This is a genomic window from Pseudarthrobacter woesei (assembly GCF_055412745.1).
This window is the reverse complement of sequence record NZ_JBVAYU010000006.1, coordinates 197,215-223,984: the sequence shown is the minus strand read 5'-3', so window position 1 is coordinate 223,984 and position 26,770 is coordinate 197,215. Positions and strand designations below refer to the sequence as shown.

Annotated in this window: 25 protein-coding genes and 2 riboswitches; of the genes, 16 read left to right on the top strand and 9 right to left on the bottom strand. The window is 67.8% G+C overall.

The window, feature by feature from the left end:
* Positions 1-10: 10 nt before the first annotated feature.
* A complete protein-coding gene (locus ACZYZE_RS11135) occupies positions 11-2,392 on the top strand; it encodes a bifunctional salicylyl-CoA 5-hydroxylase/oxidoreductase (RefSeq protein WP_463907685.1) in 2,382 nt (793 codons plus the stop codon).
* 3 nt (positions 2,393-2,395) lie between these two features.
* Here ACZYZE_RS11135 and ACZYZE_RS11130 read toward each other — a convergent pair whose 3' ends face one another.
* Positions 2,396-2,845 carry an acyl-CoA thioesterase gene (locus tag ACZYZE_RS11130; RefSeq protein ID WP_463907683.1) on the bottom strand — a complete coding sequence of 150 codons (450 nt, stop codon included), beginning with the start codon at positions 2,843-2,845 and terminating at the stop codon, positions 2,396-2,398.
* 60 nt (positions 2,846-2,905) lie between these two features.
* On the opposite strand from ACZYZE_RS11130, the gene ACZYZE_RS11125 reads away from it, so the two are divergent.
* From ACZYZE_RS11125 to dcd, 4 genes are all read left to right on the top strand, one after another.
* Positions 2,906-4,660, top strand: a complete 1,755-nt coding sequence (locus ACZYZE_RS11125) for a thiamine pyrophosphate-binding protein (protein WP_463907681.1) — start codon at positions 2,906-2,908, stop codon at positions 4,658-4,660.
* A 142-nt stretch (positions 4,661-4,802) separates the two neighbouring features.
* Complete coding sequence (locus tag ACZYZE_RS11120; RefSeq protein WP_459319436.1) at positions 4,803-6,113, top strand: MFS transporter; 1,311 nt, start codon at positions 4,803-4,805, stop codon at positions 6,111-6,113.
* 172 nt (positions 6,114-6,285) lie between these two features.
* On the top strand, positions 6,286-6,732 hold the full coding sequence (locus tag ACZYZE_RS11115; protein WP_459319435.1) for an SRPBCC family protein: 447 nt from the start codon (positions 6,286-6,288) through the stop codon (positions 6,730-6,732).
* Between the two features lie 115 nt (positions 6,733-6,847).
* Positions 6,848-7,423 (top strand): dCTP deaminase, encoded by a 576-nt coding sequence (gene dcd, locus ACZYZE_RS11110; protein ID WP_459319434.1) that lies wholly within the window; start codon positions 6,848-6,850, stop codon positions 7,421-7,423.
* Positions 7,424-7,463: 40 nt separating this feature from the next.
* Here the strand turns inward: dcd and ACZYZE_RS11105 are convergent, their stop codons facing one another.
* The 3 genes from ACZYZE_RS11105 to ACZYZE_RS11095 are packed head-to-tail and all read right to left on the bottom strand — an operon-like array spanning position 7,464 to position 10,591.
* Entirely contained in the window at positions 7,464-8,660 is a 1,197-nt protein-coding gene (locus ACZYZE_RS11105; protein ID WP_459319433.1) for a cation:proton antiporter, read from the bottom strand.
* A gap of 5 nt (positions 8,661-8,665) precedes the next feature.
* The gene (locus tag ACZYZE_RS11100) at positions 8,666-9,148 is read right to left on the bottom strand and encodes a cation:proton antiporter regulatory subunit (RefSeq protein WP_459319432.1); all 483 of its coding nucleotides are present in this window, start codon (positions 9,146-9,148) and stop codon (positions 8,666-8,668) included.
* Positions 9,149-9,187: 39 nt separating this feature from the next.
* A complete protein-coding gene (locus tag ACZYZE_RS11095; protein WP_463907677.1) occupies positions 9,188-10,591 on the bottom strand; it encodes an MFS transporter in 1,404 nt (467 codons plus the stop codon).
* 186 nt (positions 10,592-10,777) lie between these two features.
* On the opposite strand from ACZYZE_RS11095, the gene ACZYZE_RS11090 reads away from it, so the two are divergent.
* From ACZYZE_RS11090 to mnhG, 6 genes are read left to right on the top strand one after another with little or no spacing between them, the layout of a single operon-like run.
* Positions 10,778-13,828 carry a Na+/H+ antiporter subunit A gene (locus ACZYZE_RS11090; protein WP_463907675.1) on the top strand — a complete coding sequence of 1,017 codons (3,051 nt, stop codon included), beginning with the start codon at positions 10,778-10,780 and terminating at the stop codon, positions 13,826-13,828.
* Positions 13,825-14,412 (top strand): Na(+)/H(+) antiporter subunit C, encoded by a 588-nt coding sequence (locus tag ACZYZE_RS11085; RefSeq protein WP_463907673.1) that lies wholly within the window; start codon positions 13,825-13,827, stop codon positions 14,410-14,412. Before ACZYZE_RS11090 ends, ACZYZE_RS11085 begins: the two co-directional genes overlap by 4 nt.
* On the top strand, positions 14,409-16,022 hold the full coding sequence (locus ACZYZE_RS11080) for a Na+/H+ antiporter subunit D (protein WP_463907671.1): 1,614 nt from the start codon (positions 14,409-14,411) through the stop codon (positions 16,020-16,022). Before ACZYZE_RS11085 ends, ACZYZE_RS11080 begins: the two co-directional genes overlap by 4 nt.
* Positions 16,019-16,564 carry a Na+/H+ antiporter subunit E gene (locus tag ACZYZE_RS11075; RefSeq protein WP_463907669.1) on the top strand — a complete coding sequence of 182 codons (546 nt, stop codon included), beginning with the start codon at positions 16,019-16,021 and terminating at the stop codon, positions 16,562-16,564. Before ACZYZE_RS11080 ends, ACZYZE_RS11075 begins: the two co-directional genes overlap by 4 nt.
* Positions 16,561-16,839 carry an MrpF/PhaF family protein gene (locus ACZYZE_RS11070; RefSeq protein WP_459319426.1) on the top strand — a complete coding sequence of 93 codons (279 nt, stop codon included), beginning with the start codon at positions 16,561-16,563 and terminating at the stop codon, positions 16,837-16,839. The genes ACZYZE_RS11075 and ACZYZE_RS11070 overlap by 4 nt, the downstream gene beginning before the upstream one ends.
* Positions 16,829-17,251: a monovalent cation/H(+) antiporter subunit G gene (gene mnhG / locus ACZYZE_RS11065; protein WP_463907667.1), complete on the top strand. Its 423-nt coding sequence runs from the start codon at positions 16,829-16,831 to the stop codon at positions 17,249-17,251. The genes ACZYZE_RS11070 and mnhG overlap by 11 nt, the downstream gene beginning before the upstream one ends.
* Before the next feature lie 31 nt (positions 17,252-17,282).
* Here the strand turns inward: mnhG and ACZYZE_RS11060 are convergent, their stop codons facing one another.
* Both ACZYZE_RS11060 and ACZYZE_RS11055 read right to left on the bottom strand, forming a co-directional pair.
* A complete protein-coding gene (locus tag ACZYZE_RS11060) occupies positions 17,283-17,546 on the bottom strand; it encodes a DUF4235 domain-containing protein (RefSeq protein ID WP_459319424.1) in 264 nt (87 codons plus the stop codon).
* A gap of 37 nt (positions 17,547-17,583) precedes the next feature.
* On the bottom strand, positions 17,584-18,162 hold the full coding sequence (locus ACZYZE_RS11055; protein ID WP_459319423.1) for a heme-degrading domain-containing protein: 579 nt from the start codon (positions 18,160-18,162) through the stop codon (positions 17,584-17,586).
* A gap of 171 nt (positions 18,163-18,333) precedes the next feature.
* Positions 18,334-18,477, top strand: a riboswitch (TPP riboswitch).
* A gap of 67 nt (positions 18,478-18,544) precedes the next feature.
* On the opposite strand from ACZYZE_RS11055, the gene ACZYZE_RS11050 reads away from it, so the two are divergent.
* From ACZYZE_RS11050 to ACZYZE_RS11030, 5 genes are all read left to right on the top strand, one after another.
* A complete protein-coding gene (locus tag ACZYZE_RS11050) occupies positions 18,545-19,192 on the top strand; it encodes an ECF transporter S component (RefSeq protein WP_459319422.1) in 648 nt (215 codons plus the stop codon).
* Between the two features lie 22 nt (positions 19,193-19,214).
* Positions 19,215-20,825: an ABC transporter ATP-binding protein gene (locus ACZYZE_RS11045; protein ID WP_459319421.1), complete on the top strand. Its 1,611-nt coding sequence runs from the start codon at positions 19,215-19,217 to the stop codon at positions 20,823-20,825.
* Positions 20,822-21,625 (top strand): energy-coupling factor transporter transmembrane component T family protein, encoded by an 804-nt coding sequence (locus ACZYZE_RS11040; protein WP_459319420.1) that lies wholly within the window; start codon positions 20,822-20,824, stop codon positions 21,623-21,625. Before ACZYZE_RS11045 ends, ACZYZE_RS11040 begins: the two co-directional genes overlap by 4 nt.
* 96 nt (positions 21,626-21,721) lie before the next feature.
* Positions 21,722-23,245 (top strand): UDP-N-acetylglucosamine 1-carboxyvinyltransferase, encoded by a 1,524-nt coding sequence (locus tag ACZYZE_RS11035; RefSeq protein ID WP_459319419.1) that lies wholly within the window; start codon positions 21,722-21,724, stop codon positions 23,243-23,245.
* 127 nt (positions 23,246-23,372) lie between these two features.
* A complete protein-coding gene (locus ACZYZE_RS11030) occupies positions 23,373-24,566 on the top strand; it encodes a glutamate--cysteine ligase 2 (protein WP_463907665.1) in 1,194 nt (397 codons plus the stop codon).
* A gap of 62 nt (positions 24,567-24,628) precedes the next feature.
* Here ACZYZE_RS11030 and ACZYZE_RS11025 read toward each other — a convergent pair whose 3' ends face one another.
* The 3 genes from ACZYZE_RS11025 to ACZYZE_RS11015 are packed head-to-tail and all read right to left on the bottom strand — an operon-like array spanning position 24,629 to position 26,502.
* Positions 24,629-25,837: an O-succinylhomoserine sulfhydrylase gene (locus ACZYZE_RS11025; RefSeq protein ID WP_463907663.1), complete on the bottom strand. Its 1,209-nt coding sequence runs from the start codon at positions 25,835-25,837 to the stop codon at positions 24,629-24,631.
* Positions 25,838-26,257, bottom strand: coding sequence for a rhodanese-like domain-containing protein (locus ACZYZE_RS11020; protein WP_459319416.1), 420 nt, complete (start codon positions 26,255-26,257; stop codon positions 25,838-25,840).
* Positions 26,254-26,502, bottom strand: a complete 249-nt coding sequence (locus ACZYZE_RS11015; RefSeq protein WP_459319446.1) for a DUF1737 domain-containing protein — start codon at positions 26,500-26,502, stop codon at positions 26,254-26,256. Before ACZYZE_RS11015 ends, ACZYZE_RS11020 begins: the two co-directional genes overlap by 4 nt.
* A gap of 106 nt (positions 26,503-26,608) precedes the next feature.
* Positions 26,609-26,723: riboswitch (SAM riboswitch) on the bottom strand.
* Positions 26,724-26,770 lie beyond the last annotated feature (47 nt).

Here is a 26,770-nt window from a genome sequence, read left to right as displayed (position 1 = left end):
GAGGCACCACATGAAAATCGCAATCATCGGCGGCGGTCCGGGCGGACTGTACTTCGCCGCCCTCATGAAGCAGCTGGACCCGAACCACGAGGTCACCGTCTGGGAACGCAACGCCGCAAGCGACACCTTCGGCTTTGGCGTCGTCTTCAGCGACGAAACCCTCGGCGGAATCGGCAACGCGGACACCGTGATCGCCGAGTACATGTCCGAGCGCTTCGCCCGCTGGACCGACATCGACATCCACTTCAAGGACGTGCAGCACACCGTCGGCGGGCAGGGATTCGCCGCCATGAGCCGCAAGGAACTGCTGGAGCTGCTGCAGCGCCGCTGCGCCGAACTCGACGTCGACCTGTGCTTCAGCACCCTGGCGCCCGACGTCGAGGAACTCAGCCGGGACTACGACCTGGTCCTCGCCGCTGATGGCCTGAACTCCGCCGTCCGCTCCCGCTACGCCGAGGTCTTCCGGCCCAGCCTGGACGTCCGCAAGTCCAAGTACATGTGGCTCGGCACCGACCTCGTCTTCGAGGCGTTCAAGTTCTTCGTCAAGGACACCGAGCACGGTGTTATGCAGATCCACGGCTACCCCTACTCGGACGAGGGCAGCACCTTCATCGTCGAAATGCACGAGGACGTCTGGCGCAGCGCCGGCTTCGACGCCACCGAGCACCAGGCCTTCGCACCCGGCGAAAGCGACGAGGCGGCCGTGGGCGCCATCCGCACCATCTTCGCCGAGGAGCTGGATGGCCACGAGGTCCTGGTCAACAACTCCAAGTGGATCAACTTCACCACGGTCCGCAACGAGGCCTGGCGGCACGGCAACATCGTGCTCCTCGGCGACGCCGCCCACACCGCGCACTTCTCCATCGGCTCCGGCACCAAGCTGGCCATGGAGGACTCCCTCGCCCTCGCCGCCTGCCTGCACGAGCACTCCGGGCTCGGGGCCGCCCTGGAAGCCTACGAAACGGAGCGCCGGCCCGTCGTCGAATCCACCCAGCGCGCCGCGCAGGCCTCGCTGGAATGGTTCGAGAACATCGGCATGTACAAGGACCAGAACCCGGTGCAGTTCTGCTTCAACCTGCTCACCCGCAGCCGCCGGATCACCTACGACAACCTCAAGCTGCGCGACCCCGCGTTCGCGGCCCGGGTGGACGAGGAATTCGCCCGCACCCAGGGCATCACGGGCAGTGCGCCCGCCATGTTCCAGCCGTACCGGATCGGCGGGCTGGAACTGAAGAACCGGATCGTTGTCTCACCGATGGACATGTACTCCGCCACCGACGGTGTCCCGGGCAACTTCCACCTGGTCCACCTTGGCAGCAAGGCCCTCGGCGGTGCCGGCCTGGTCATGACCGAGATGGTCTGCGTCTCCGAGACCGGCCGCATCACGCCGGGCTGCGGCGGCCTCTACAACGAGGCCCAGCAGGAGAGCTGGCGCGCGATCGTCGACTTCGTGCACCACCGCTCGACGGCGGCCATCGGCGTCCAGCTGGGACACTCCGGCCGCAAGGGCTCCACCAAACTCATGTGGGACGGCATCGACGAGCCGCTGCCCGAGGGCGGCTGGGAGCCGGTGGGACCTTCGGCCATCGCCTACGGCCCCGGCAGCCCGGCCCCGCGCGAAATCGGCCGCGCCGAAATGGACCAGGTCCGGGACGAGTTCGTTGCCGCCACCATCCGTGCGGCCGCCTCGGGCTTCGACCTGCTGGAGCTGCACTGCGCGCACGGCTACCTGCTCTCCTCGTTCCTCTCGCCGCTGGCCAACCGGCGCACCGACGACTACGGCGGATCGCCGGAAAACCGGCTGCGCTACCCGCTGGAGGTGTTCGACGCCGTCCGCGCCGCCTGGCCGGCGGACAAGCCGCTGACCGTGCGGCTTTCGGCGACGGACTGGGCGCCCGGCGGCAACGATGAGCACGACGCCGTCGCGATTGCCCGGGCGTTCGTGGAGCACGGCGCCGACGGGGTGGACGTCTCCTCCGGCCAGGTGGTCAAGGAGGAGAAGCCGGCCTACGGCCGCAGCTACCAGACCCCGTTCGCGGACCGCATCCGGCAGGAAGTGGCGCACAAGGCAGGCGTGGCGGTGATCGCCGTCGGGGCGGTGTCCTCCTACGACGACGTCAACTCGATCCTGCTGGCAGGCCGGGCGGACCTCTGCGCCCTCGGCCGCACGCACCTGTTTGACCCGCAGTGGACGCTGCACGCGGCGATTGAGCAGGACTACCGCGGCCCCGGCGCCGACTGGCCACAGCAGTTCCGGGCCGGCGGCCGGAAGCCGCCGTCCGCGCGGACCGACGCCGTCCGGCCGCGGCTGGCATTGGTGCGGGAGCCGGAGATCGCCGAATTGCCGACCCACCTGCGCTGGACGCCGGCGAAAGTGCCGGCGTCGGTGTAGCAGCTAGCCCTGGCTAGCGGCGTCGCGGGCGGTGACCTTGGCCGTCAACTCGGCCGGCCACGGGCTCGCGGCCGCGGCGCCCTGGGCTACATGGGCCGTGACGAAGGATCCGTGGGCGGCGAGGACACGGGGCTCGCCCCGGAATTCCTCGCCCCACACTTCAAAGCCGAACGTCATGGACGTGCGGCCGATTTTTTCCACCACTACGGTGGTGGTGACCCGCTGGCCGAAGTACAACTTCGCCCGGTAGTTGAGCTCGTGGCGAACCCGCGGTGCCGACGGAAAATACTCCGGCAGATCCAGCTCCCGGAAGAGCCGGGCTTCGCAGGCCTCTACGAAGCGGAGCACCGCCGAATTGTGCTGGTGGCCCGCAGCATCGGTATCCACCCATTCGATGGTCCGTTCCAGCGACGCCGCCGTCGCAGTGCGGGGGAGGGGCCCGGTGGGGTTCATGGATGCCGCCTGGAAGTTCGAAGAGCAGGAACAGTGCATTACTTAGTGGGAGGTAAGTCCATGCTATTAGCTTCACAAGATTCCCCCGGCGCGCTGGAAGCAGCCGTCGAGGCCCCGCAGCAGACCGCGACCGAAACCGTGGCCCAGCTGGTCGGCCGCACCCTGGCCGGGCTCGGCGTCGGCCATGTTTTCGGCGTCGTCGGCAGCGGCAACTTTGAGGCAACCAACGCCCTGCGCCACGCCGGCATACCCTTCACCGCCGCCCGGCACGAGGGCGGCGCTGCCACCATGGCGGACGCCTATTCGCGGATGTCCGGACGCGTCGGCGTCGTCAGCACCCATCAGGGCTGCGGGCTGAGCAATGCCATCACCGGCATCGGCGAGGCGGCCAAGAGCCGCACGCCGCTGATCGTGCTGACGGCCGACACCCAGGGCTCCGCGGTCCGCTCCAACTTCAAGATCGACCAGGACGCCCTGGCCCGCAGCGTCGGCGCCGTGAGCGAGCGGATCCATTCCCCGGCCACCGCGGTCGCTGATACCGTCAGGGCCTTCCGCACGGCCCGGAACGAGCGCCGCACGGTGGTGCTCAACCTGCCCCTCGACGTCCAGGCCGCCCCGGCGCCGGCGGCTGTCTCCGAGACAGGTGCTGCTGCGCCCACGGTTACTGCCGCCCGGCCCATCCGCCCGGCCGCCGAGAGTGTCCGACAACTCGCGCATCTCATCAACGCCGCCGAGCGCCCGGTATTCGTGGCAGGCCGCGGTGCACGGAACGCGCGGGAGGAACTGCTCAGCCTCGCCGCCCACGCCGGCGCCCTCGTGGCCACGTCCGCCGTGGCGAACGGGCTGTTCCATGATGAGGACTTCAACCTCGGGATCTCCGGCGGCTTCTCCTCACCGCTCGCGGCCGAGCTGATCCAGCGCGCCGACCTGATCGTTGGCTGGGGCTGCGCCCTGAACATGTGGACCATGCGGCACGGCCACCTGATCTCGGACGGGACCGCCGTCGTCCAGGTCGACGTCGAGGATTCCGCGCTCGGCGCCAACCGCCCCGTCCACCTGGGCGTGGTAGGGGATGCCGCGCTGACGGCGGCGGACGTCCTGGCCGAGCTGCACACGCTGCAGCCGGACCCGGCGGAGCGGTACCGCACGGCAGCCAACGCGGGGGCCATCGCCGAACGCTCGCGCTGGAACGACGTCGAAACCCCGGACCTCTCCGGCGGCGGACGGATCGATCCGCGGGTGCTCACCCGCGAACTGGACGCCATCCTGCCCGCGGACCGGATCGTTTCGATCGACTCAGGCAACTTCATGGGCTACCCCAGCACTTATCTGAAAGTCCCGGACGAGTTCGGCTTCTGCTTCACCCAGGCCTTCCAGTCGATCGGCCTCGGGCTCTCCACCGCGATCGGCGCCGCGCTGGCCCGGCCGGACCGGCTGCCCGTGCTTGGCGCCGGGGACGGCGGCTTCCTGATGGGCATCAGCGAGCTGGAAACCGCGGTCAGGCTGTGCCTGCCGCTGCTCTGCATCATCTACAACGACGCCGGCTACGGCGCCGAAGTCCACCACTTCGGTGCGGCCGGCGCTGACGGTGGCGGCCCCGCCGTCGACCTCGGCGCCGTCACCTTCCCGGACACGGACATCGCCGCGATCGCCCGTGGCTTCGGCGCGGACGCGGTCACGGTCCGCGACGTCACCGACCTGGCGGCGGTGCGCAGCTGGGTGCACGAGCGGCCGGCCCGCCCCCTCGTGATCGATGCCAAGATCGCGTCCGACGGCGGCGCCTGGTGGCTCGCGGAGGCGTTCAAGGGGCACTGACACGGCTCCGGCGAGACCATGACGATCGTTATGCAAACGATATATACTGATTTGTTTACTGTCGGAATCAAAGAGTGACACAGTGGATACAGCATGTGAGCTACCACACAATTCCTTCGCAACATCAACGAGAGGTACATCCATGACGCAGTCAATGTCGACTGAGTTGCGCAACGAGGCATCATCCCGCTGGAAGGGCCACTCGGTTCTCATCCTGTGCTTCCTGGCCATCGTGTTTGATGGCTACGACCTGGTGGTCTACGGCTCCACCGTGCCCACCATCCTGAAGTTCCAGGACTGGGGCATCAACCCCGCACAGGCGGGGCTGATCGGTAGCCTGGCACTCGTCGGCATGCTGGTGGGCACGCTGTCCGTCGGCATCCTGACCGACAAGCTGGGCCGCCGCCGCATCATGCTGGCCTGCATCGCCTGGTTCTCCGTCTGCATGCTGCTGACCTCCCTCGCGCCGTCCGCGGAGGTCTTTGGCCTGCTGCGCTTCCTGACCGGCCTGGGCCTGGGTGGCATCGTCCCGACCTGTATCGCGCTGACCGTGGAATACGCCCGCAAGGAACGGCGCCAGATCGCCAACGCCGCAATGTTCAGCGGCTACTCCGTCGGCGGCGTCGCCGCCTCGCTGCTCGCCATCAACCTGCTCCAGCACATCGACTTCCGCTGGATGTACGCCATCGGCGCACTGCCGCTCGTCACGCTGCTCCCGTTCGCCTGGAAGTTTCTGCCGGAATCGGTCGCCTACCTGGCCCGCAAGCAGCGTACCGACGAGGCCAAGGCCACCGCGGAGCGCTACGGCCTGGTCTACTCGGACATCGTTACCGCCGAGGACGTCAAGACCGGCCCCGAGGCGCCGAAGTCCGCCATGAAGACGCTCTTCACCCGCAAGTGGGTCCGGTCCACGATCCTGTTCGCGCTCGCCAACTTCTGCGGGCTGCTCCTTGTCTACGGGCTGAACACCTGGCTCCCGCAGATCATGCGCCAGGCCGGTTTCCAGCTCGGCGATGCCCTGACATTCCTGCTGGTGCTCAACGCCGGTGCGATCGTCGGGTCCATCAGCGCCTCGGTGCTGGCAGACCGGATCGGAATCCGGAAGGTCGTCACGGCATCCTTCCTGCTGGCGTTCGTTGCCATCCTGATGCTCAGCCTGAAGCTCCCGCTGGCCATCCTGCTCGTGATCGTCGCCTTCGCCGGCCTCGGTTCGGTCGGCACACAAATCCTGGTGGGTGGCTACTGCGCCACCCACTATCCCCAGTCCCTCAGCGCGACCGCCCTGAGCTGGTCCCTCGGCATCGGACGCATCGGCGCAATTTGCGGCCCGCTGATCGGCGGACTGATCGCCGGCCTGGCCTTCGGCTGGGAAGTGAACTTCTACATGTTCGCCGTCTTCGCCGTGATCGGCGCCGGCGTGGTCTTCTCGGTGCCGAAGCTGACAGAGAAGTAGGCAACCGGAATGGGCACCCAGACGTAATACAGCAGGGGAGTCCATAACTGTTCGATAAAGGCCCGCCGCGCGGCAGCGTGCGGCGGGCCTTGCTGTCTATCCTGAAAGAGTTAGCTGCAGTCTCCGGGGAAGCGGGCTACGCCCGTCAGCCGTCCCCAGAGCAAGGATTTCCGTGGCATTCGCAGAGTACGACGTCGTCATCCAGCGTGATGCCTTGAGCGTGTACAACTTCCTGGTGGATGCGGAAAATCTGCCTCGCTGGCGCGCCGGAATCCGCAGCATCGAGCTGGAATCAGGCGCCCCCGGGTCAAAGGGTGCCGTCTACCGGCAGACCCTCGCCGGCCCGCGCGGCCGCCCCATCGCCGGCGATTTCGAGATCACCGAAGCCCGGCCGGGGGCGGAAATCCAGTACAGGGTCCTTGTCGGCCAGACGCGCCCGCACGGCGGCTATTACCTCAGTACCGAAGGCCAGCGCACGCGCGTCCGCTTCGCCCTGGAGTGCGAGCCGCGCGGGATCCTCGCCCGGCTGAAGTACCCGTTCCGTCGGCAGATGAAGGCCGAAGTCTGCCAGTTGGAGCGGCTCAAGACGTTGCTGGAAGATATACCCGAAACGGAATAGATGCCATCCGGGCGTCAGTCCGGCGGGGACCCGGGCGTCCTTGCCGGCGGCCGTTCGGTCCGTAACACTGGCACCCCGCGCGCCCGCCTTGGACGAGTACGGTAATTTTGAGACTGTGCTGATCTCAGACCGCGACATTCGCAAAGAAATTGACTCCCAACGGATCGTTTTGGAGCCGTTCGACCCTGCCATGGTCCAGCCATCGTCAGTGGACGTCCGGATCGACAGGTTTTTCCGGCTCTTCGACAACCACAAGTACGCCCACATTGATCCGGCGGAGGAACAGCCCGAGCTGACCCGCCTCGTTGAGGTTGAGTCCGGCGAGCCCTTCATCCTGCACCCGGGCGAGTTCGTCCTGGGTTCTACTTACGAGACAGTGTCCTTGCCGGACGACATCGCCGCCCGGCTTGAGGGCAAGTCGTCGCTGGGCCGGCTGGGCCTGCTCACGCACTCGACCGCCGGCTTCATCGATCCGGGGTTCTCGGGCCACGTCACCCTGGAGCTGTCCAACATGGCGACGCTGCCGATCAAGCTGTGGCCGGGCATGAAGATCGGCCAGCTGTGCTTCTTCCGGCTCACCTCGGCCGCAGAGCACCCCTACGGCTCCGGCGAATACGGCAACCGTTACCAGGGCCAGCGCGGCCCGACAGCGAGCCGCAGCCACCTGAACTTCCACCGCACCGACCTGTAGGCCGCGCCGACCTCTAGGCCGCGCCGGGCAGGACGGCTGCCTAGACCCCGCCGGCCGTACGCACTGCCGGTGGCTGTGCCGGCCGCCGCAGCTTCGCGACGATGGGTTCCACGTACTTTGCCGCCAGTGGACCGGTGATGGCCATGATCAGCACATAGGCCGTGGCAAGGGCCGCGAGCTGCTGCGGGACCACGCCGGACGCCACCGCCAGGCCGGCAATGACGATCGAGAACTCGCCGCGGGCAATCAGCGCCGCGCCGGCACGGAAGCGGCCGGGCACACCGATCCCTGCCCGCTTCGCCGCCCAGATTCCGGTGATCATCTTGGTCGACGCCGTCACCAGGGCCAGCAGGAGGGCCCAGCCGAGGACCGGCGGGATGGTCGAGGGATCCGTGTTCAGGCCAAACACCACGAAGAAGATGGCAGCGAACAGATCCCGCAGCGGCTCGAGGATCCGGGTGGCGTTGTGCGCCGTCACACCGGAAATGGCAATCCCGAGCATAAAGGCGCCAACGGCGGCGGAGACCTGCATGGCGGCAGCCAGCCCGGCCACGAGCAGCGCTGCGCCGAGCAGGTTGAGCAGGAACACCTCGGAGTTTTCGCTGTGCACAGCCTTTGAGACATGGTGGCCGTGCCGCAGCGCGACGAGCAGCACAACGGTGACGACGGCGAGGGAGATCCCCACGGTCTGCAGCCCCACGACGAAGCTGACGCCGGCCAGGGTAGCCGTCAGGATCGGCAGGTAGACCGCCATGGCCAGATCCTCAAACACGAGGATGGACAGCACCACCGGAGTCTCGCGGTTGCCGATCCGGCCCAGATCGGTGATCACCTTGGCCGCGATGCCGGACGAGGAAATATAGGTGACGCCGCCCATCACCATGGCACCTACGAGGCCCCAGCCCAGCATGACGGCCAGCCCGGCGCCGGGGAGGAAGTTCAGGACCAGGTCCAGGACACCGGCCTGCCAGGACCGGCGCAGCCCGGTGACCAGCTCGGCAGCGGAATATTCCAAACCGAGCATAAGCAGCAGGAGAATGACGCCGATCTCGCTCGAGAGATGCGTGAACTCGTGCATCCCCTCGAGTTTCACGAGCCCGCCGGAGCCGAAGAACAGTCCGCCAACGAGGTACAGCGGGATCGGGGACATTCCGATCCGCCCGGCCAGCCGGGCCAGCAGGCCCAGGCAGAACACGACGGCCCCGAGTTCGATCAGGGTCAGTGCGAGCGGATCCATGCCGTTTAGCCGTTGCGCAGGATAGCGGCCGCTGTATCCAGGCCTTCTTGCGTTCCCACCGCAACGAGGAGGTCACCGGGGTGCAGGACGACGTCGGGCCCCGGGGAGGGGACAACTTCGCCTTCGCGCATGATGGCCACGATCGAGACGCCGCTGCGGGTCCGGATGCAGGCCTTGCCCATCGGCTGGTTGTGGAAGGGAGATCCGGCGCCGATAGAGAATTGCCGGGTGACGATCCCCGGGACTTCCCGGTGCGCTTCCGAGAGCTGCATCGCCAGGCGCTGGCCGCCCAGGAGGTTGCCCAGGGCCGCGGCCTCATCGGCGGTCAGCGGGATGGACGCCTGGCAGGTGTCCGGATCGTCCCAGGTAGAGACGATGAGTTCGGTCTGGCCTTCCCGGTATTCAACGACGCCGATCCGGCGCCCCGAGGCGGTCATGAAGTCCTTGCGCCGGCCGAGGCCGGGGAGGTCAGTCTCATCCACGTTCATGCCTTCAGCCTAGTGCGCGGTGCGGCTTTTCGCGCAGGATCAGGCTTCGGGGACGACGGCGATTTCCACCTTCCCCGGCGGCTTGACCGGCAGCAGCACCAGGAGTCCTGCGAGCAGCACCACCATGATGCCGAGGATGCCCCAGCGCTGGGCTTCGCCGGCCGGCACGAGCGGGGCGGCGACGGTAATGCACAGGGTGAAGAGGGCCGGGGCCAGGAAGCTGACGGCCCGGCCCGTGGTGGCGTACAGGCCGAAGAGTTCGCCGGACTCGCCGTGCGGGGCGAGCCGCGCCAGATAGGCGCGCGAGGAGGACTGTGCGGGCCCCACGAAGAGGCACAGGAACAGCCCGAAAACCCAGAAGGTCGTGGTGCCGGCCCACTCCGTGCCGAAGAAAACATAGCTTCCGTTGCCGAGGACCAGGATCACGGAGCCGGCAATCAGTAAGCCGATCAGGGAGCCGATGATGACAGCCTTCGGCCCGATCCGGTCATCCAGGAAACCGCCGAGGATGGCGCCCACGGCGGCCACAACGTTGCCGAAGATGGCGAAGAAGATGACTTCCTTGAGCTCGAAGCCAAAGGTGCCGGCCGCGATGATCCCGCCGAAGGTGAACACGGCAGCGAGCCCGTCCCGGAAAATTGCGCTGGCCAGCAGGAAGAAGATGGTGTGAGGGCTCGTCTTGTAAATCGCCCGGATCCGGCGCACCAGAAGGCCGTAGGAAGCCAGGAAGCTGATTCCGGCGCCTTGTTTGGTCCTGGGTAGTTCCGGGACGGCGAACAGCACCGGCAGGGCAAAGATGACAAACCACAGGGCGGAGAACACGGCCACGAGACGGATGTTCAGGCTGTCCTCGGTGGAGGAACCGAACCAGTCGAAGCTGGGCTGGACGAAGAGCTGAAGCACAATGAGCAGCGCCACGATGCCGCCGACGTAGCCCATGCCCCAGCCCAAGCCGCTGACCTTGCCGATGTTCGTCGGGGTGGAGATCTGCGTCAGCATGGCGTTGTAGTTGACGCCCGCGAACTCGAAGAACACATTGCCCAGCGCAATAAGCGTCACACCCAGCAGCAGGAATTCCGGGCGCGGGAAGACAAAGAAGCAAAGACCGGTCAGGAGCGCCACGGCGGCCGTGTTGACGCCCAGCCACAGCCTGCGGCGTCCGCCGGCGTCGGAGCGCTGCCCGGTGACGGGCGCCAGCAGGGCGATGGCGGCGCCGGCGATGGCCAGCGCCCCGCCGAGGACGGCGGAGGCCTGGTCCTCGCCGCCGAATGCCCTGGACGTCAGGTAGACCGTGAAGACAAAGGTGGTCATTACTGCGTTGAAGGCTGCGGAACCCCAGTCCCACGCGGCCCATGCAAGGACCCGCCCCTTGTTGGCGACCTGGCTTCCCGATTCCAGTTCCGAGGGCGGTCGCATTGACTCGGGGGCGGGGGCGGAGTTCATAGCGTGAATAGTATCCGCCGGCGGTGAACTCCGGCAGGACAAACAGGGCGGTTTCACGGAAGCCGTGTGTAGGACCGAGGGAAAAGAATTTGTCGACGCTTGGTAAACTGTCCGCACTGAACCTAACGACTACCCGCCTGCTCCAACTTATTGACAATCGAATTCCTGACGTTGCGGAGATAACCAGTGATCACAGTCCTTGCCGTGCACTTTGCGGTGGCTGCTGTGGCGCCGTTTATCTTCCGGAGATTCGGCAGGAACTCCTTCTACGCCCTCGCCGCGGTCCCCGCCGGTTCGTTCGTCTGGCTCATCCTGCAGCATGGCGCCGTCTACGCGGACGCGGGAACTCCAGGCGCAACGGCAGAGGTGCTGCCGTGGATCCCCGACCTTAAACTCGAGCTCGCCTTCCGGATGGATGCCCTGGCCTGGGTCATGTCACTGCTGGTCCTGGGGGTCGGCGCGCTGGTGCTCGCCTACTGCGCCCGCTACTTCAAGGACAAGGACGACTACCTGGGCGGATTCGCCGCCCAGCTGCTCGCCTTCGCCGGCGCCATGTTCGGCCTGGTCACCGCCGACGACCTGCTCCTGATGTTCATCTTCTGGGAACTGACAACGGTACTGTCCTACCTGCTGATCGGCTACGCCCGGACCCGGTTGTCCGCGCGCCGCTCAGCGCTGCAGGCCCTCGTGGTGACTACAGCCGGCGGCCTGGCGATGCTTGTGGGCCTGGTCATGCTGGGCTTCAGCGCCGGAACATACCGGATCTCCGCCATCCTGGGGCAGGCCCCCACACTGGTCAACGGACCCGCCGGGGCGGCCGTGGGCGCCGCCGTCGTCCTGATCCTGATCGGCGCGATCACGAAGTCGGCCCTCGTCCCGTTCCACTTCTGGCTGCCGGGCGCCATGGCCGCCCCCACCCCGGTGAGCGCCTACCTGCACGCCGCCGCGATGGTAAAGGCGGGCATCTACCTCGTGGCGCGGCTCGCCCCGGGCTTCGCCGAAACGGCGTTCTGGCTCCCGGTGGTGCTGGGCCTGGGGTTGGCCACCATGCTCGTGGGCGGCTACCGCGCCCTCCGCCAGACGGACATCAAGCTCATCCTGGCCTACGGCACCGTCAGCCAGCTGGGCTTCCTGACCATGGTGGTGGGACTCGGCAAACCCGACGCGGCACTCGCCGGCCTTGCCCTGCTCCTGGCGCACGGGCTGTTCAAGGCCACGCTGTTCCTCGTGGTGGGCATCATCGACCACCAGGCCGGAACCCGCGACATCCGCAAGCTCTCCGGTGTCTACGGCTCCTCCCGGGCGCTGGCCGTGGTGGCCGCGATCGGCGCCGCCTCGATGGCCGGTCTCCCGCCGCTGGCCGGCTTCGTCGCCAAGGAATCGGTCTTCGAGGCCTTTGTCCACTACTCCGCGGACCCCGCCGCGGGTCCCTGGGGCATGGTGATCCTGATCGGCCTGGTCCTGGGCTCCGTCCTCACCTTCGCCTACAGCGCACGTTTCATGTGGGGCGCCTTCGCGGTCAAGCCCGGCGTCGAGGCCACCCCGTTCAAGCCGATCAAGCCGGCGTTCCTCGCCGCCCCGGCCATCCTGAGCGTCCTGACCATCGTGTACGGCGTCTGGCCGGACCCCGTGGACGGCTGGATCCAGCCGTACGCCGCACTCTTTTCGAGCAGCACGGTGAACGGTCCGGCGGCCGACGGCGGCGCCGCCGGCCATTTGGCGCTGTGGCACGGCTTCACGCCGGCGCTGGGGCTGACTGCCATCACCTTCGCCTTTGGCCTGGCCATGTTCTACGGCCGGAACGCGATTTCCCGGGCGCAGGACCTGGTTCCCGGCTGGATCGACGCCGACCGGAGCTACCAGCTGGCCATCGGAGCCCTCGACGACGCCGCCGTCTGGGTCACCGGCCGGACCCAGCGCGGCTCGCTGTTCTTCTACCTCTCCGTCATCCTTACCGTGGCGTTCGTCCTGCCGCTCACCGCGCTGGTCCTCGCCAACAAGCCGCTCCCCGGTGACGTTTACTTCATCGACCCGAACTCCCCGCTGCAGATTGTGGTCGGCGCCGGAATCGTGATCGGGGCACTCGCCGCCGTCCGGGCCAACAAGCGCTTCCTGGCCGTGCTGATGGTCTCCGTGACCGGCTACGGCATCGCCCTGATGTTCGCCCTGCAGGGCGCCCCCGACCTCGCATTGACCCAGATGCTCGTGGAGACCATCGTCCTGGTGGCGTTCGTCCTCGCGATGCGCAGCCTCCCCGCCGAACTGCGGGACCGCACCGGCGGAAAATACCGTGTCGCCCGCGTGATCATTGGCGCCGCCTTCGGCGTCACGATGATCTTCGTCGCCATCTACGCCCTCGGCGCCCGTGTGGCGCAGCCCGTCTCGCTCGAGTTCCCGAAGCTGGCCTACGAGGGCGGCGGGGGACTGAACATCGTCAACGTGACCCTCGTGGACATCCGGGCCTGGGACACCTTCGGCGAGATCTCCGTCCTGGCCCTCGCCGCGACGGGCGTGGCGAGCCTCATCTTCGTCCGGGGCCGCGGGGACCGCATCCGCCCCTCTTCCACCGCGGACGAAGGGACAGTGGGCCGCCGCACGGCCGTCCCGGGCAACACCCGCGACGACGCCGCACTGGCCATGAGCCGCCGCTTCGCCGCCGCCAGCCGCGACGCCTGGCTCGTGGCCGGGCGGACCTTGGCGCCGGAACGCCGCTCGATCATCTTCGAGGTGGTCACCCGGCTGATCTTCCACTCGATGATCGTGTTCTCCATCTATCTCCTCCTGGCCGGCCACAACCTGCCCGGCGGAGGTTTCGCCGGCGGCCTCACCGCCGGGCTGGCCCTGACCCTCCGCTACCTCGCCGGCGGACGCTACGAACTGCGCGAAGCCACCCCGATCAGTGCCGGAACCCTGCTCGGCATCGGACTCGCGACGGCGGCGGCCTCCGGAGTAACGCCCCTGCTGCTGGGCGGCCAGGTATTCCAGAGTGCCATCATCGAGCTCTGGCTCCCGGTGTTCGGGGACATCAAGTTCGTCACCTCGACGCTCTTCGACATCGGCGTCTATATCGTCGTCATCGGCCTCGTGCTGGACGTGCTGCGCAGCCTCGGCGCGGAGATCGACGAGCACTTCGAGGAGCAGTCGGCGGAATCATCCGAGGACCAGGAAAGCGGCGGAGCCGCCGCGGAGGCCGCCGACGCAGAACCAGCGGAAACCACTGCCGGGGGGAAAGCATGAGCGTCAACCTGACCCTGCTGACGGTCATGGGAGCCCTGTACGCGTGCGGCATCTACCTGATCCTGGAACGCAGCCTCACCCGGGTCCTCCTGGGCCTGATGCTGCTGGCCAACGCCACCAACCTGCTGATCCTGGCCACCGGCGGCTACGCCGGGCTGGCGCCGCTGTTCAGTAAGGACACGGACCCGCGGGACTACAACGATCCCCTCCCGCAGGCGCTGATCCTCACCTCGATCGTGATCTCCTTCGCCGTCACGGCGTTTATGCTCGCCATGATCTACCGGACCTGGGTCCTAGCCCGCCAGGACGAGATCCAGGACGACGCCGAGGACCGCCGCGTCGCCGAAACCCCCAGCTTCGACGCCGAGGACGACTCCGTCATCCCCGCCGAAACCTCCGAATTCCCGCTCACCATGATCGGCTCGGATGGCGACGGCATTTCCAACACCCCCGGAAACAGCGCTGCCGCAACCGCCACCGTCACGGTAGGCGACCGCAAGCTGACAGTCGAGGACGCTGCCGCGGAAGAACAGCCAGGCTCCCTAAACGTCACCCCACCAGGCCAGGAAGGAGGGGATAAGTGAACATCGCAAGCTTCGCCCCGCTCGCCGTCGTACTTCCCCTCCTCGGCGCCGCCCTGACCTTCCTGCTGATCCGGCACTCCCGGGCCCAGCGGACCGTCAGCATCGGGCTGCTGTCCCTGACGCTTCTGCTCGAATGCCTCCTGCTCGCCTCCGTCTGGGACGGCGGCACCGAGGCGGTCAACATCGGCGGCTGGCTGCCGCCCTGGGGCATCGTGATGGTGGTGGACCAGTTCTCCTCGCTGATGCTGGTGGTCTCCTCCGCCGTCAGCCTCGCCGTGCTGATCTACGCCACCGGGCAGGGCATGGCCGACGGCGACCAGGACGCGCCGGTCTCGATCTTCCACCCGACCTACCTGATCCTGGTGGCCGGGGTATCCAACGCCTTCCTGTCCGGGGACCTGTTCAACCTCTACGTGGGGTTCGAGATCCTCCTGACGGCCAGCTACGTGCTGATGACCCTCGGCGGGACCGGTCCGCGGATCCGGGCGGGCGTGACCTATGTGGTGGTCTCGGTGGTCTCCTCGGTCCTTTTCCTGATCGCGATCGCGATGATTTACGGCGCCACCGGAACCATCAACATGGCCGACCTCGCCATCAAGCTCGCCGACCTGGACCAGGGCACCCGGACACTGCTGCACGTGATGCTGCTGGTGGCCTTCGGGATCAAGGCCGCAGTGTTCCCGCTGTCCTTCTGGCTCCCCGACTCGTATCCGACGGCTCCGGCACCCGTCACCGCGGTGTTCGCCGGGCTGCTGACGAAAGTGGGCGTCTACGCCATGGTCCGCACCGAAACGCTGCTCTTCCCGGGCGACACCCTCAACTCTCCGCTTATGGTGGCCGCGCTATTGACCATGCTGGTCGGAATTCTGGGCGCACTGGCCCAGAGCGACATCAAGCGGCTGCTGTCCTTTACGCTGGTCAGCCACATCGGCTACATGGTGTTCGGCCTGGCCATGTCCTCGGTGGCCGGCCTCGGTGCCGCCGTCTTCTATGTGGCCCACCACATCACTATCCAGACCAGCCTGTTCCTGGTGACCGGACTGATTGAACGCCGCGGCGGAAGTTCCTCGGTGGACCGCCTGGCCGGGCTGGCCAAGCTCAGCCCGGTGCTGGCGGTGCTGTTCTTCATCCCCGCCATGAACCTGGCCGGGATCCCGCCGTTCTCCGGCTTCCTGGGCAAGCTCGGGCTGCTGCAGGCCGGCGTGGAACTCGGCACGCCGCTCGCGTTCGCCCTGGTGATCGGCGGAGTGCTGACCAGCCTGCTGACCCTGCTGGCGGTTGCCAGGGTCTGGAACCGTGCGTTCTGGCGCAAACCCGAGGACGCGGAACACCCGGACCCCGTACTGCTGTCCGCTCCCGGGGACGCAGCCACGGGGGACCGGGCCGGGAAGACCAACGTCACCCTGTTGCCGCGGACCATGGTGGGCTCCACCCTGGGACTGGTGGTCTTCGGCGTCGCACTGACGGTGTTCGCCGGGCCGCTGTTCCGGGTTGCGGACCAGTCCGCCGGGGAGATGCTGGACCGGACCGCCTACATCCAGGCCGTGCTGGGCGAGGACGCACCCGTCCCCGCGCTGTCACAGCCGCAGCATCCGGGGGATGGCAAATGAGCCGGAAGCGGATCTCGCTGCGCCAGGAACTGCCCCTGCTGGTCTGGCTGGTGGTTGTCTGGTGCTCCCTCTGGCAGGACTTCAGCCCGGGCAATCTGCTCTTCGGTGCCCTCATCGCCATCGTCGTGGCCAGGCTGTTCTACCTGCCCCCGGTGGAACTCGGCGGCCGCTTCAACCTGTTGCGGGCCATCCCGTTTGCCCTGATCTTCCTCGTCAGGGTCGTGGCAGCGAGCTTCCAAGTCCTGTACCTGGCCGTCGCCAAGGGTCCCAGGGTGATCAGCGCCGTCGTCGCCGTCCCGCTGCGGAGCCACTCCGACCTGTTGGTGACCGCCACCGGACACGTGATCTCACTGATCCCCGGCTCGCTCGTGGTGGACGTGGACCGGTCCACGTCGACGCTCTACATCCACGGCATCAACGTCCGTGATGCCGCGGATGCCGCCAAGCTCCGCAAGGACGTCCGCGACACCGAGGCCGGGCTGATCCGGATCATGGGCACGAAAGACGAACTATCCGCACTGAAGCAGGAGGCGGGCCCATGATGCAGCTTGTCCTGACCGTCACTTCGGTGGTGTTGTCCCTGGCCGCCGCGGGCGCCATCATCCGGATCTCGCGGGGCCCTTCGCTGCTGGACCGGGTACTGGCGGCCGACGTGCTGCTCGCCATCCTGGGCGCGGCGCTGTGCATCGACATGGCCGTGAACCGGCACCTGAACAACCTGATGCTGGTGGTGGCCGTGTCCATCATCGGGTTCATCGGATCCGTGACCGTGGCCAGATTCGTGGCCGACCGGCGGGAGCATACCCGTGAATCCTGAATCGTTCCCCGGCGACACCGTGATCGACGCCGTCTCGGCCGTCTTTATGGTGGTCGGAGCGCTGATGTCCCTGGCCGCGGCCGTGGGCCTGCTGCGCTTTCCGGACCTCATGAGCCGGATGCATGCCGCCACCAAGCCGCAGGTGCTCGGACTGTTCCTGCTGCTTTCCTCCGTGGGGCTGCAGATGCGCAGCTGGTGGGTGTGGCCGGTGCTCGTGGTGGCCTGGATCTTCCAGCTGCTGACCGTGCCGGTATCCGCGCACATGGTGGGCCGGGCCGGCTACCGCACCAAACACCTGCACCGCGAACTGCTGAGCAGCGATGAGCTGGAAGCCGTGGTGCAGCACGCGGCGAATACGCGCGGCCTCACGGACGACGGCGACGGCGGCGCCGCGCCTACCGACGAGCGGTGATGGCTAGACGATGCGCCCTAAACCAGGCGCCTTAAACCAGGTCTTGGGACTTGGCGAAGCGGGTGACAGCGCGCTGGGTGCCGCGGTTCGCGAGGACCTGGATGATGGCGCTGACCGAGGCGGAGATCAGCGCGAAGGTCAGGGCCGAGCGCAGGGTGGTGGGAACGTCGTCGTCGTGGCCCTTGGGCGGCTTGTTGCCGGTGGACTTCTCCCAGACGGTGTCGACGAGCTTGGTGCCGACGAAGCCGGCCAGCAGGCTGATGCCGGTGCCGAGCAGTTTGATGAAAATGTTCATTCTTCGCAACTCCTTGCGGGAGGAAACAGGGCTTCCCCTAGCCTAGCGTTCCCGGCCCGGTGCCGGGACCCCAGGCTGGCGGTCCCGTCTGGCCGAGGATTTCCGACAGTGCTTCCACCACCAGCTCATGATCGGCTTTCTGCGGCAAGCCCGAAACCGTGACAGTGGCTATGGCCCCGGTTCCCCGCACATAGATGGGAAAGGCGCCGCCGTGCGCCGCGAACACCTGCTGGTCGAACCAGGCGTTGTCCTCGATCCTCCCGCCGGCAGCCCGCGCCCGAAGACCCACGAGCAGGGACGGGACTTCGTAGCGGACGGCCGTGCGCTGCTTGGCCCTGATCCAGCGTTCGTTGTCCGGGGTGGCACCCTCCAGCGCCGCGTGGAAGAGCACCTGCTCACCTTTGGTGATGTCGATGGCGATGGGGTGCGAGCGTTGCCTGCCGAGTTCGACCAGGAGGAGCCCGAGGTCCAGGGCATCGTCTTTGCTGAACGACTGGAATTGCAGCTCGTCGATTTCGGCCAGGATGCGGCCGATGAGTGCCGCGAGGGATCCGTGCGGCTGGGGTTCCGCGGAGTCCGGGTCGTAGCCGGGGGAAGACTCTGGTGGGTTGGTCATGTGATCCAGCCTCCGATACTTGGCCGTCTTTGGCCAGCCCTGCCGGCTCTGCGAACCGGGGTGTCCGGCCGGGTGGAACCTGCGGCAGCGCGGGCCGCAGGATTGTGACGGCGGGCCACGGAATTCGCGGCGCAGCGGGTGTAAACTAGGCAACGCCCACAAGGGCGATCTTTAATACGACAGGGGAGCGCCGCCGTCGGGCATCACTGGAGAAATCCAGCGGAACCGCAGGTGGGCGCTGAGAGTGCGGACAGCCGCAGACCCTCGAACCTGATCCGGTTAGTACCGGCGCAAGGGAGTCGAGTTCTCAGAGTGCCCGGAGGGGCGGCGGAAGCCGTGACCCGCCGGGACACTCTCCCCTCCTGTTCCTCAGGAGGACGACATGACTGATACATCCGCAAAGCATGGTTCTGCACGGAAGGTACCCACCCGGCCCGGTCACAACTGGCGTGTGGTGGATATTGTGGTGGCCGCGTTGATCGCGGTGGCCGGGGGCGTAATTTTCTGGGCCTGGTCCCAGGGCGCCAACCTCATCTCCGCCCCCGTCAACGCGTTCTACCCGCCGCTGACCGGGCTCTACGCTGGTGGCTGGATGATCCCGGCGGTGCTGGGCATGCTCATCATCCGCAAGCCGGGCGCCGCCCTGTTCTGCGAAGCCGTGGCCGCCACCGGCGAGCTCATTATGGGCTCGCAGTACGGCACCACGGTGCTCATCTCCGGCCTTCTGCAGGGCCTCGGCGCGGAACTGGTGTTCGCCGCGTTCGTTTACAAGAAGTTCAACCTGCCGGTGGCCCTGCTGGCCGGTGCCGGCGCGGGCCTGTTCTGCGGACTGAACGATTCGTTTATGCCCTGGGGCTGGAATATTGCGTACGCCGGCGGCGACAAGCTCGCCTACATCATTTTCACCGCCATCTCCGGCGCCCTGATCGCCGGCGGACTGTCCTGGCTCGCCACCCGCGGGCTGGCCAGGACCGGGGTGCTGAGCTCCTTCGCGTCCCGCAAGGCCGCATCGGAACCCGTCTTCTCCTGATAGCCATAGCCGCACACGACTGATGACATCTGAGACGGCCGGCCGCCCGGCCGCGATCACCGCGCGCGGCTGGGGCTGGCGGCACGCAGGGAGGGCCAAACCTGCCGTCAGCGGCCTGGACCTGGACATCCGGCCGGGCGAACGCGTGCTGCTGCTGGGGCCCTCCGGCGCCGGCAAATCCACGCTGCTCCATGCCCTGGCGGGGGTGCTGGGCGATGGTTCCGCCGGTGACGCCCCGGCGGACACCGGGGACTCGGACGAGACCGGCAGCCTCCTGATCGACGGTGCCCCGCCGCGGGCACAGCGCGGCCGGGCCGGGCTGATGCAGCAGGATCCCGAGACCCAGGTGGTGCTCTCGCGCCTCGGCGACGACGTCGCGTTCGGTGCGGAGAACCTGTCCGTGCCCCCGGCGGAGATCTGGTCCCGGGTAGCGGAAGCACTCGACGACGTCGGGCTGGGCCGGCTGCCGCTCGACCATCCGACGTCGTCTCTCTCCGGCGGCCAGAAGCAGCGACTGGCGCTCGCCGGCATCCTGGCGATGCGCCCCGGGCTGATCCTGCTGGACGAACCCACCGCGAACCTGGACCCCGCCGGCGTCCTGGAAGTCCGCGACGCCGTGGGTCGCTGCCTGGACAAGACCGGCGCAACCCTGGTGGTGGTGGAGCACCGGGTCTCGGTCTGGAAGGGCCTCGTGGACCGGATTGTGGTGCTGCAGCCAGGATCGGCCACCGACGCCGCCGTGCTGATCGACGGTCCGCCGGACCGGGTCCTGGCACAGGCACGGGACATGCTCACAGCTGCGGGCGTCTGGGTGCCGGACTATGTGCCGCAGACCCGGGCACGCACCACGGAAGGTTCCGGCAGCGGCACCTCCGGGGCCGGATCCGCGGGGAATTTGCTGCTCGCCGCCGGGGACCTCGCTGTCTCCCGCGAACGTCCCCGCCGGGCCGGTCTCCGCGGCGGGTTCCGCACCGTCGCGCCGGAACCCGTGCAATCCGGCATCACCGCCCGGATCCGCGCCGGAGAAGCGCTGACCATCACGGGCCCCAACGGCTCGGGGAAGTCCACGTTCGCCCTGACCCTGGCGGGCCTGCTCGCGCCGGTGTCCGGCAAGGTGTCCGCCACACCGGAACTGAGCGCAGGCGCCGGGATCGATCCGTACACGTGGAAGGCGCAACAGCTGATCGCCAGGATCGGCACCGTATTCCAGGAGCCTGAGCACCAGTTCGTCACCGGCCGTGTGCTTGACGAGCTGATGTTCGGGCCCCGGCACCTGGGCCACGGCGAAGATCGGGTGGACGAACTGCTGGAACGACTGCGGCTGACCAAGCTCGTGGACGCCAACCCCTACACCCTCTCCGGCGGCGAAAAACGGCGCCTCTCCGTGGCCACTGTGCTCGCCGCGCACCCGCGGGTGCTCGTCCTGGACGAGCCGACCTTCGGCCAGGACGCCAACACCTGGGCCGAGCTTGCCTCCTTCCTCTCCGAACTTCTCGACGCAGGCACCGCCGTCGTATCCGTGACGCACGATGCGGAATTCACCGAAGTCCTGGGCGGCACCGAGCTCAGCCTCCGTGCCCCGGAGTGCGAAGGACCTGGGCACCGCGAACCGGGGAAGGTGGGCGCGCCATGAGGGAAGAGCAGACGCTGCGCGGAAACCACGCACTCCTGACCCGCGCCAACCCGCTGGCGAAGTTCGCCGCCGTCGTGCTCATCACGATGGTCCTGGCGCTGTCCATCGACTGGGTGTCCGCCTCGGTGGCGCTCACTTTCGAGCTGGCGCTTTTTCCGCTGGCCGGGCTGACCCTCGGCCTGCTCTGGCAGCGCGGCTGGCCGCTGGTCCTGGCGTCGGCCCTGGGCGGGTGGAGCACGACGATCCTGGCGCCGGATTCCGGGGGCATACTGTTCGACGCCGGGATCTGGTCCATCAGCGAGGGATCCCTCGAGCTGGGGCTGGGTTTTATGCTCCGCGGACTGGCGATCGCCCTGCCGGCAGTGCTGCTGATGAGCTGCACCGACCCCACTGACCTCGCCGATGCCCTCGCGCAGAACGCGAAACTTCCGCACCGCTTCGTCCTGGGCACGCTGGCCGCGATGCGGCTCGTGGGGCTCATGGCCGAGGAATGGCAGACCATCGGCATGGCGCGCCGTGCCCGCGGCGTGGGCTCCCGCGGAAATCCGGTGCAGCGGCTCCGGGCCACGCTGGGGCAGAGCTTCGGGCTGCTGGTCCAGGCGGTCCGGCGTGCCTCCCGGCTGGCGGTCACCATGGAGGCACGGGGGTTTGGCGGCTCACAGCGGACGTGGGCGCGGACATCGACCTACAGCATCCTGGACGTGTGGGTGCTGCTGGGCGGGCTGGGTATCGCCGTGGCTTCCGCCGCCGCGGCACTGGGGGCCGGGACCTGGAATATGGTCTTCCTGACGCGGCAGTAGCGGGCAGTATCGCACAGTACGGATATCCCTGTGAGCTTAACGGCATTCCGGCGGCAATCCCCGGGGTGAATAACTCATCCGTGATATTTTCTTGTGATGACTCAACAGACTGCTGAACATGTAGGTGTGCTGCTCCGCGATGCCCGCGGCCAGAAGGGCTGGACCCAGGGACAGCTCGCCGCCGAGCTGGGAACCAGCCAGAGCGCCATCGCCAGAATGGAACAGGGCAAGCAGAACCTGAGCCTGAAAATGATCCAGCGGCTCGAGTCGATCTTCGGCCGCACCATCGTCAAGGTGGGCCGCCCGGCCATGGCCCACCTCCGGGTCGAGGGCGGCCGCAGGCTCTCCGGCGCCGTTGACGTCAACAGCAGCAAGAACGCCGGCGTCGCCCTGCTCTGCGCAAGCCTGATCAACCGCGGCACCACGACGCTGCGCCGGCTGGCCCGGATCGAAGAGGTCAACCGGATCGTGGAGGTGCTGACCAGCATCGGCGTCGAATGCACCTGGCTCAACGCCAGCGATCTGCAGATCCGCCGTCCCGCCGTCCTGGACCTCGGCTCCATGGACGTGGAGGCTGCCCGCCGCACCCGCAGCGTGATCATGCTGCTGGGTCCCCTGCTGGACGAATCCAGCGAATACCGGCTGCCCTACGCGGGCGGTTGCGACCTCGGCACCCGCACCGTGCAGCCGCACATGCAGGCGCTGCGCCAGTTCGGCCTCAGCGTGGACGCCAAGTCCGGCTTCTATGCGGTGCAGGCACCGCCGTCGGACGGGCTCGACCGCTCCTTCGTGCTGGGCGAACGCGGCGACACCGTCACCGAGAACGCCATTATGGCCGCCGCCCACCGCCGCGGCACCACGATCATCCGCAACGCCAGCCCCAACTACATGGTGCAGGACCTGTGCTTCTACCTGCAGATGCTCGGCGTCGAGATCGACGGTGTGGGAACCACCACCCTGAAGATCACCGGCCGGCCTTCGATCGACGTCGACATCGAATACTTCCCGTCCGAGGACCCGATCGAGGCGATGAGCCTCATCACCGCCGGCATTGTGACGAACTCGGAAGTGACCATCCGCCGCGTCCCCATCGAGTTCATGGAAATCGAACTTGCGACGCTGGAGCAGATGGGCCAGCGGCTGGAGGTGTCCGGCGAATACCTGGCCCGCAACGGCCGCACGAGGCTGGTCGACGTCACCACCAGGCCGTCCGAGCTGCGCGCGCCGGAGGACAAGATCCACCCGATGCCGTTCCCCGGCCTGAACATCGACAACCTGCCGTTCTTCGCGGTCATCGCCGCGAATGCCAAGGGCCAGACGATGATCCACGACTGGGTCTATGACAACCGCGCGATCTACCTGACCGAACTGAACAAGCTCGGTGCCCAGGTGCAGCTTCTCGATCCCCACCGGATCTACGTCAACGGACCCACCAAGTGGCGCGCGGCCGAGGTGGGCTGCCCGCCCGCGCTCCGCCCCGCCGCCTGCCTGCTGCTGGCGATGCTCGCTGCCCGCGGCGTCTCGGAGCTGCGGAACATCTACGTGATCGAGCGCGGCTACGAAGACCTGGCCGAGCGGCTCAACACCATCGGCGCGAAGATCGAGTACTTCCAGGACTGACCCGGCTGACCCGGCTGGCCCAAGCAACGCGGGGTCACTCCGCGCCCGTCCGGCGGCCCGGCATGGGCGCGGAGCGACCCCGCGTTGGGGTAGCGCGCTTGGACGGGTCCTGACGCACAATAGATGCATGCGCACCTTCGGCGTGGAGGAAGAACTGCTGATCGTCGACCCGGAAACAGGGATGCCCCTTGCCCTGGCCGACGTTATGCTGCCCACTCTGGTCCCGCCAAAGCCGGACACCGGCCGGGACGTGTCAGCTGCGGCGCCCGAGCCGCCGGTCCACGAGGACGCGGGGTTCAGCTTCGAACTCAAGCTCGAACAGATTGAAACCCAGACGCCGCCGTGCCTGGACTACGCGGAGCTGCTCCGGCAGGTCAACCAGGGCCGAGCCCGCGCAGACCAGGCCGCACGGGAACACGGCGCCCGCATCGCTGCCCTGGCCACCTCGCCCCGGGGCTCCGCGACCCACACCACGCCCAAGCCGCGCTACGTCACCATGCAGGAACGCTTCGGGCTCACCGTCCGGAACCAGCTGACCTGCGGCTTCCACGTCCACACTTTCGTGGAGTCCCCGGAAGAGGGGGTGGCGGTGATGGACCGGATCCGCGACAAGCTGGCCGTGCTGATCGCCCTCAGCGCGAACTCGCCCTACTGGAACGGCGCAGAGACAGGATTTGAAAGCTACCGCACGCAGGCCTGGAACCGCTGGCCGGGCTCGGGCCCCACCATGATCTTCGGCAGTCTTCCGGCGTACCGGAGGGTGGTGACCCGGCTTGTGGACAGCGGGGTGCTGCTGGACGAGGGGATGATCTATTTCGACGCGCGGCTCTGCCGGCACCATCCCACCGTTGAGGTTCGGGTCTCCGACATCTGCCTCCGCGCCGAGGACGCGGCGCTGATCGCGGTGCTGGTGCGGGCACTCGTGGAAACGGCGTGCCGGGAATGGCACGACGGCGTCGAACCCGCCCCCGTGCCCACGCTGCTGCTGCGCATGGCGGCCTGGCAGGCCAGCAATTGCGGGCTGCGCGGGCAGCTGCTGGACTTCGGCACCTTCACGCCCGCCCCCGCCCGGCAGGTCGTCCATGCCTTCGTGGACTATCTGGCCCCCGTGCTGGCGGACCAGGGCGAGCTGGACCTGGTCCGGGAGGGCGTCGCGCGGATCCTCGCCGAGGGCACCGGCTCGCAGCTTCAGCGCCGGCCGTACGCGCAGGGCGGACTGGTCGCCGTCGTCCGCCGGGCCATTACGCTGACAGTGCAGGGAACCGGCACCGGGGTTCCCTCCGGCGAGGCGTCCTCCCTGGGCCGGGTTCGCCGCGGCTGAACAGGGCGGCTGAACAGGGCGGCGCCGAGTGGGCAGTTCGCGGCAGTGTTTTGCAAGCAACCCTAGACCCGCTTGAGTGCCTGTCCGAGGTCGCGGATCAGGTCATCGATGTCTTCCAGCCCCACGGAGAGCCGCACCACGCCGTCGCCGAGCCCAATCGCCGCGCGGCCGTCCGGTCCCATGGCGCGGTGTGTTGTTGTGGCGGGGTGGGTGATGAGGGACTTCGCATCGCCCAGGTTGTTGGAGATGTCGATGATCCGGAGCCCGTCCAGCAGGGCGAACGCGGCGTCCTTGGCGGAGCGGCCCGGCGGCGGCGAGAGCTCGAGCGTGAGCACCGTGCCGCCGGCCTTCATTTGCTTCGCGGCCAGCTCGTACTGCGGGTGCGATTTCAGCAGCGGGTATTTCACCCAGTTCACCGCGGGCTGCTCCTCAAGCCATTCGGCCAGCCGCAGTGCGGAGGCGGAGGAGTGGTTCACCCGCAGTGCCATGGTCTCCAGTCCCTTGGTGAGGACCCACGCGTTGAAGGCGGAGAGCGCCGGGCCGGTGTGGCGCATCAGCTGCTTGACCGGCCCCTCGATGAACTCCCTCGTGCCCAGGATCGCGCCGCCGAGCACCCGGCCCTGGCCGTCGATGTGCTTGGTGCCGGAGTAGACGATCACGTCCGCGCCGAACTCCCCGCAGCGCTGCAGCAGGGGAGTGGCGAAAACGTTGTCGACGACGACGGTGGCGCCGGCGGCGTGGGCCAGTTCGCAGACGGCGGCGATGTCCACAATTTCCTGCATCGGGTTCGACGGCGACTCGAAGAAGACCGCCGTCGTCGGCTCGGCCAGTGCAGCCCGCCACTGCGCCAGATCGGTGCCGTCCACGAAGACCGTCTCCACGCCCCAGCGCGGCAGGATCTCGTTGAGGATCACGAAGCAGGAGCCGAACAGCGAACGGGCCGCGACCACACGGTCGCCGGCGGCCAGCAGGGCGCCGAGGGCCGTGAAGACAGCGGACATTCCGGACGCCGTCGCAAAGCACGCCTCGGTGCCTTCGAGCAGCCGGAGGCGTTCCTGGAAGGTCGCCACGGACGGGTTGCCGTAGCGGGAGTAGACGAAGCGCTCGTCCTCACCTGTGAAGGCGCGCTCCGCCGCGGCGGCGGATTCGAAGACGAAACCGGAGTTGAGGAAAATCGGCTCGGTGGTTTCCTGGAAGCCGGTGCGGTCGAGTCCGCCGCGGACGGCCCGCGTGTCGGGGCTCCAGCCGGCGGCGTCGGGGTTGAATGTCATCTAGTGCTTTCCGCGGTTGGTGGGCAGGCCCCGGTTCTTCCAGCCGTTGACGGTCCGTTCGCCGTGCCGGTCCGGTTCGCCTTCGAATCCTTCGAGGACGTTGTACGAGGTGAAGCCGGCCTCGGTGGCGGCATTCGCGGCGGCGATGGAGCGGGCGCCGGAACGGCACAGGAAGACCAGTTCGGTGCCTTGCTCTTGGGGGGCCTGCTGCTTGAGCTGCTGGAGGAACTGCGGATTGGGGATGCCGCCGGCCAGGGTCCACTGGATGAACAGCGGATCGTTCCGCAAGCCGTTCGCGGACGCGGTGTCCGGAATGCCGATGTGCGCCCACTCGCCTTCGGTGCGGACGTCCACCAGGAGGGCGCCCGCCTCGAGCCTGGCCCAGGCTTCCTGCGGGCTGAGGTCCCCGGCGTAGCTCACGCGTGGCCCTCGATGGTCTCTTCGTAGCCGAAGCCGTCGCTGTCCAGATCATCGACGGCGTTGGCGACGGCGGCGTCCGCGCTGGCGATTGCGGCCGGCAGCACCACTGCCTGGGCAACGATGACGCTGCTGCCGTTGAACGTGGCGGAGGGGCCTCCGTGCAGCACGTATCCCTCGGCCAGGGCAGTCGAAACGCGCTCGCAAAAGGCGCGGTCGTCGGGGCCGGTGAACAGCCGGTAGGCCAGCTTTTCCCCGGCCGTTGCGGCGGGTGTGCCGGGGGCGGCGGGGGACGGGGCGGGTGCTGTGCTTGGGACAGCGGGGGCGGACGCGTCAGGCACGACGGATCTCCTTCTTTCACGCTTGCAGCTCGAATGGTCGATATGCCGAGTATTCACCTGAGGCACCCCGCCGCGAAAGGGAGGGTTGCCGACCGGCCAGTCAGGGCTTGGCACCGGGTCTCATTACTCCCCAAAAACGTAACACCTCCGACGCCGGCCCGCACCGCCGTCGTCA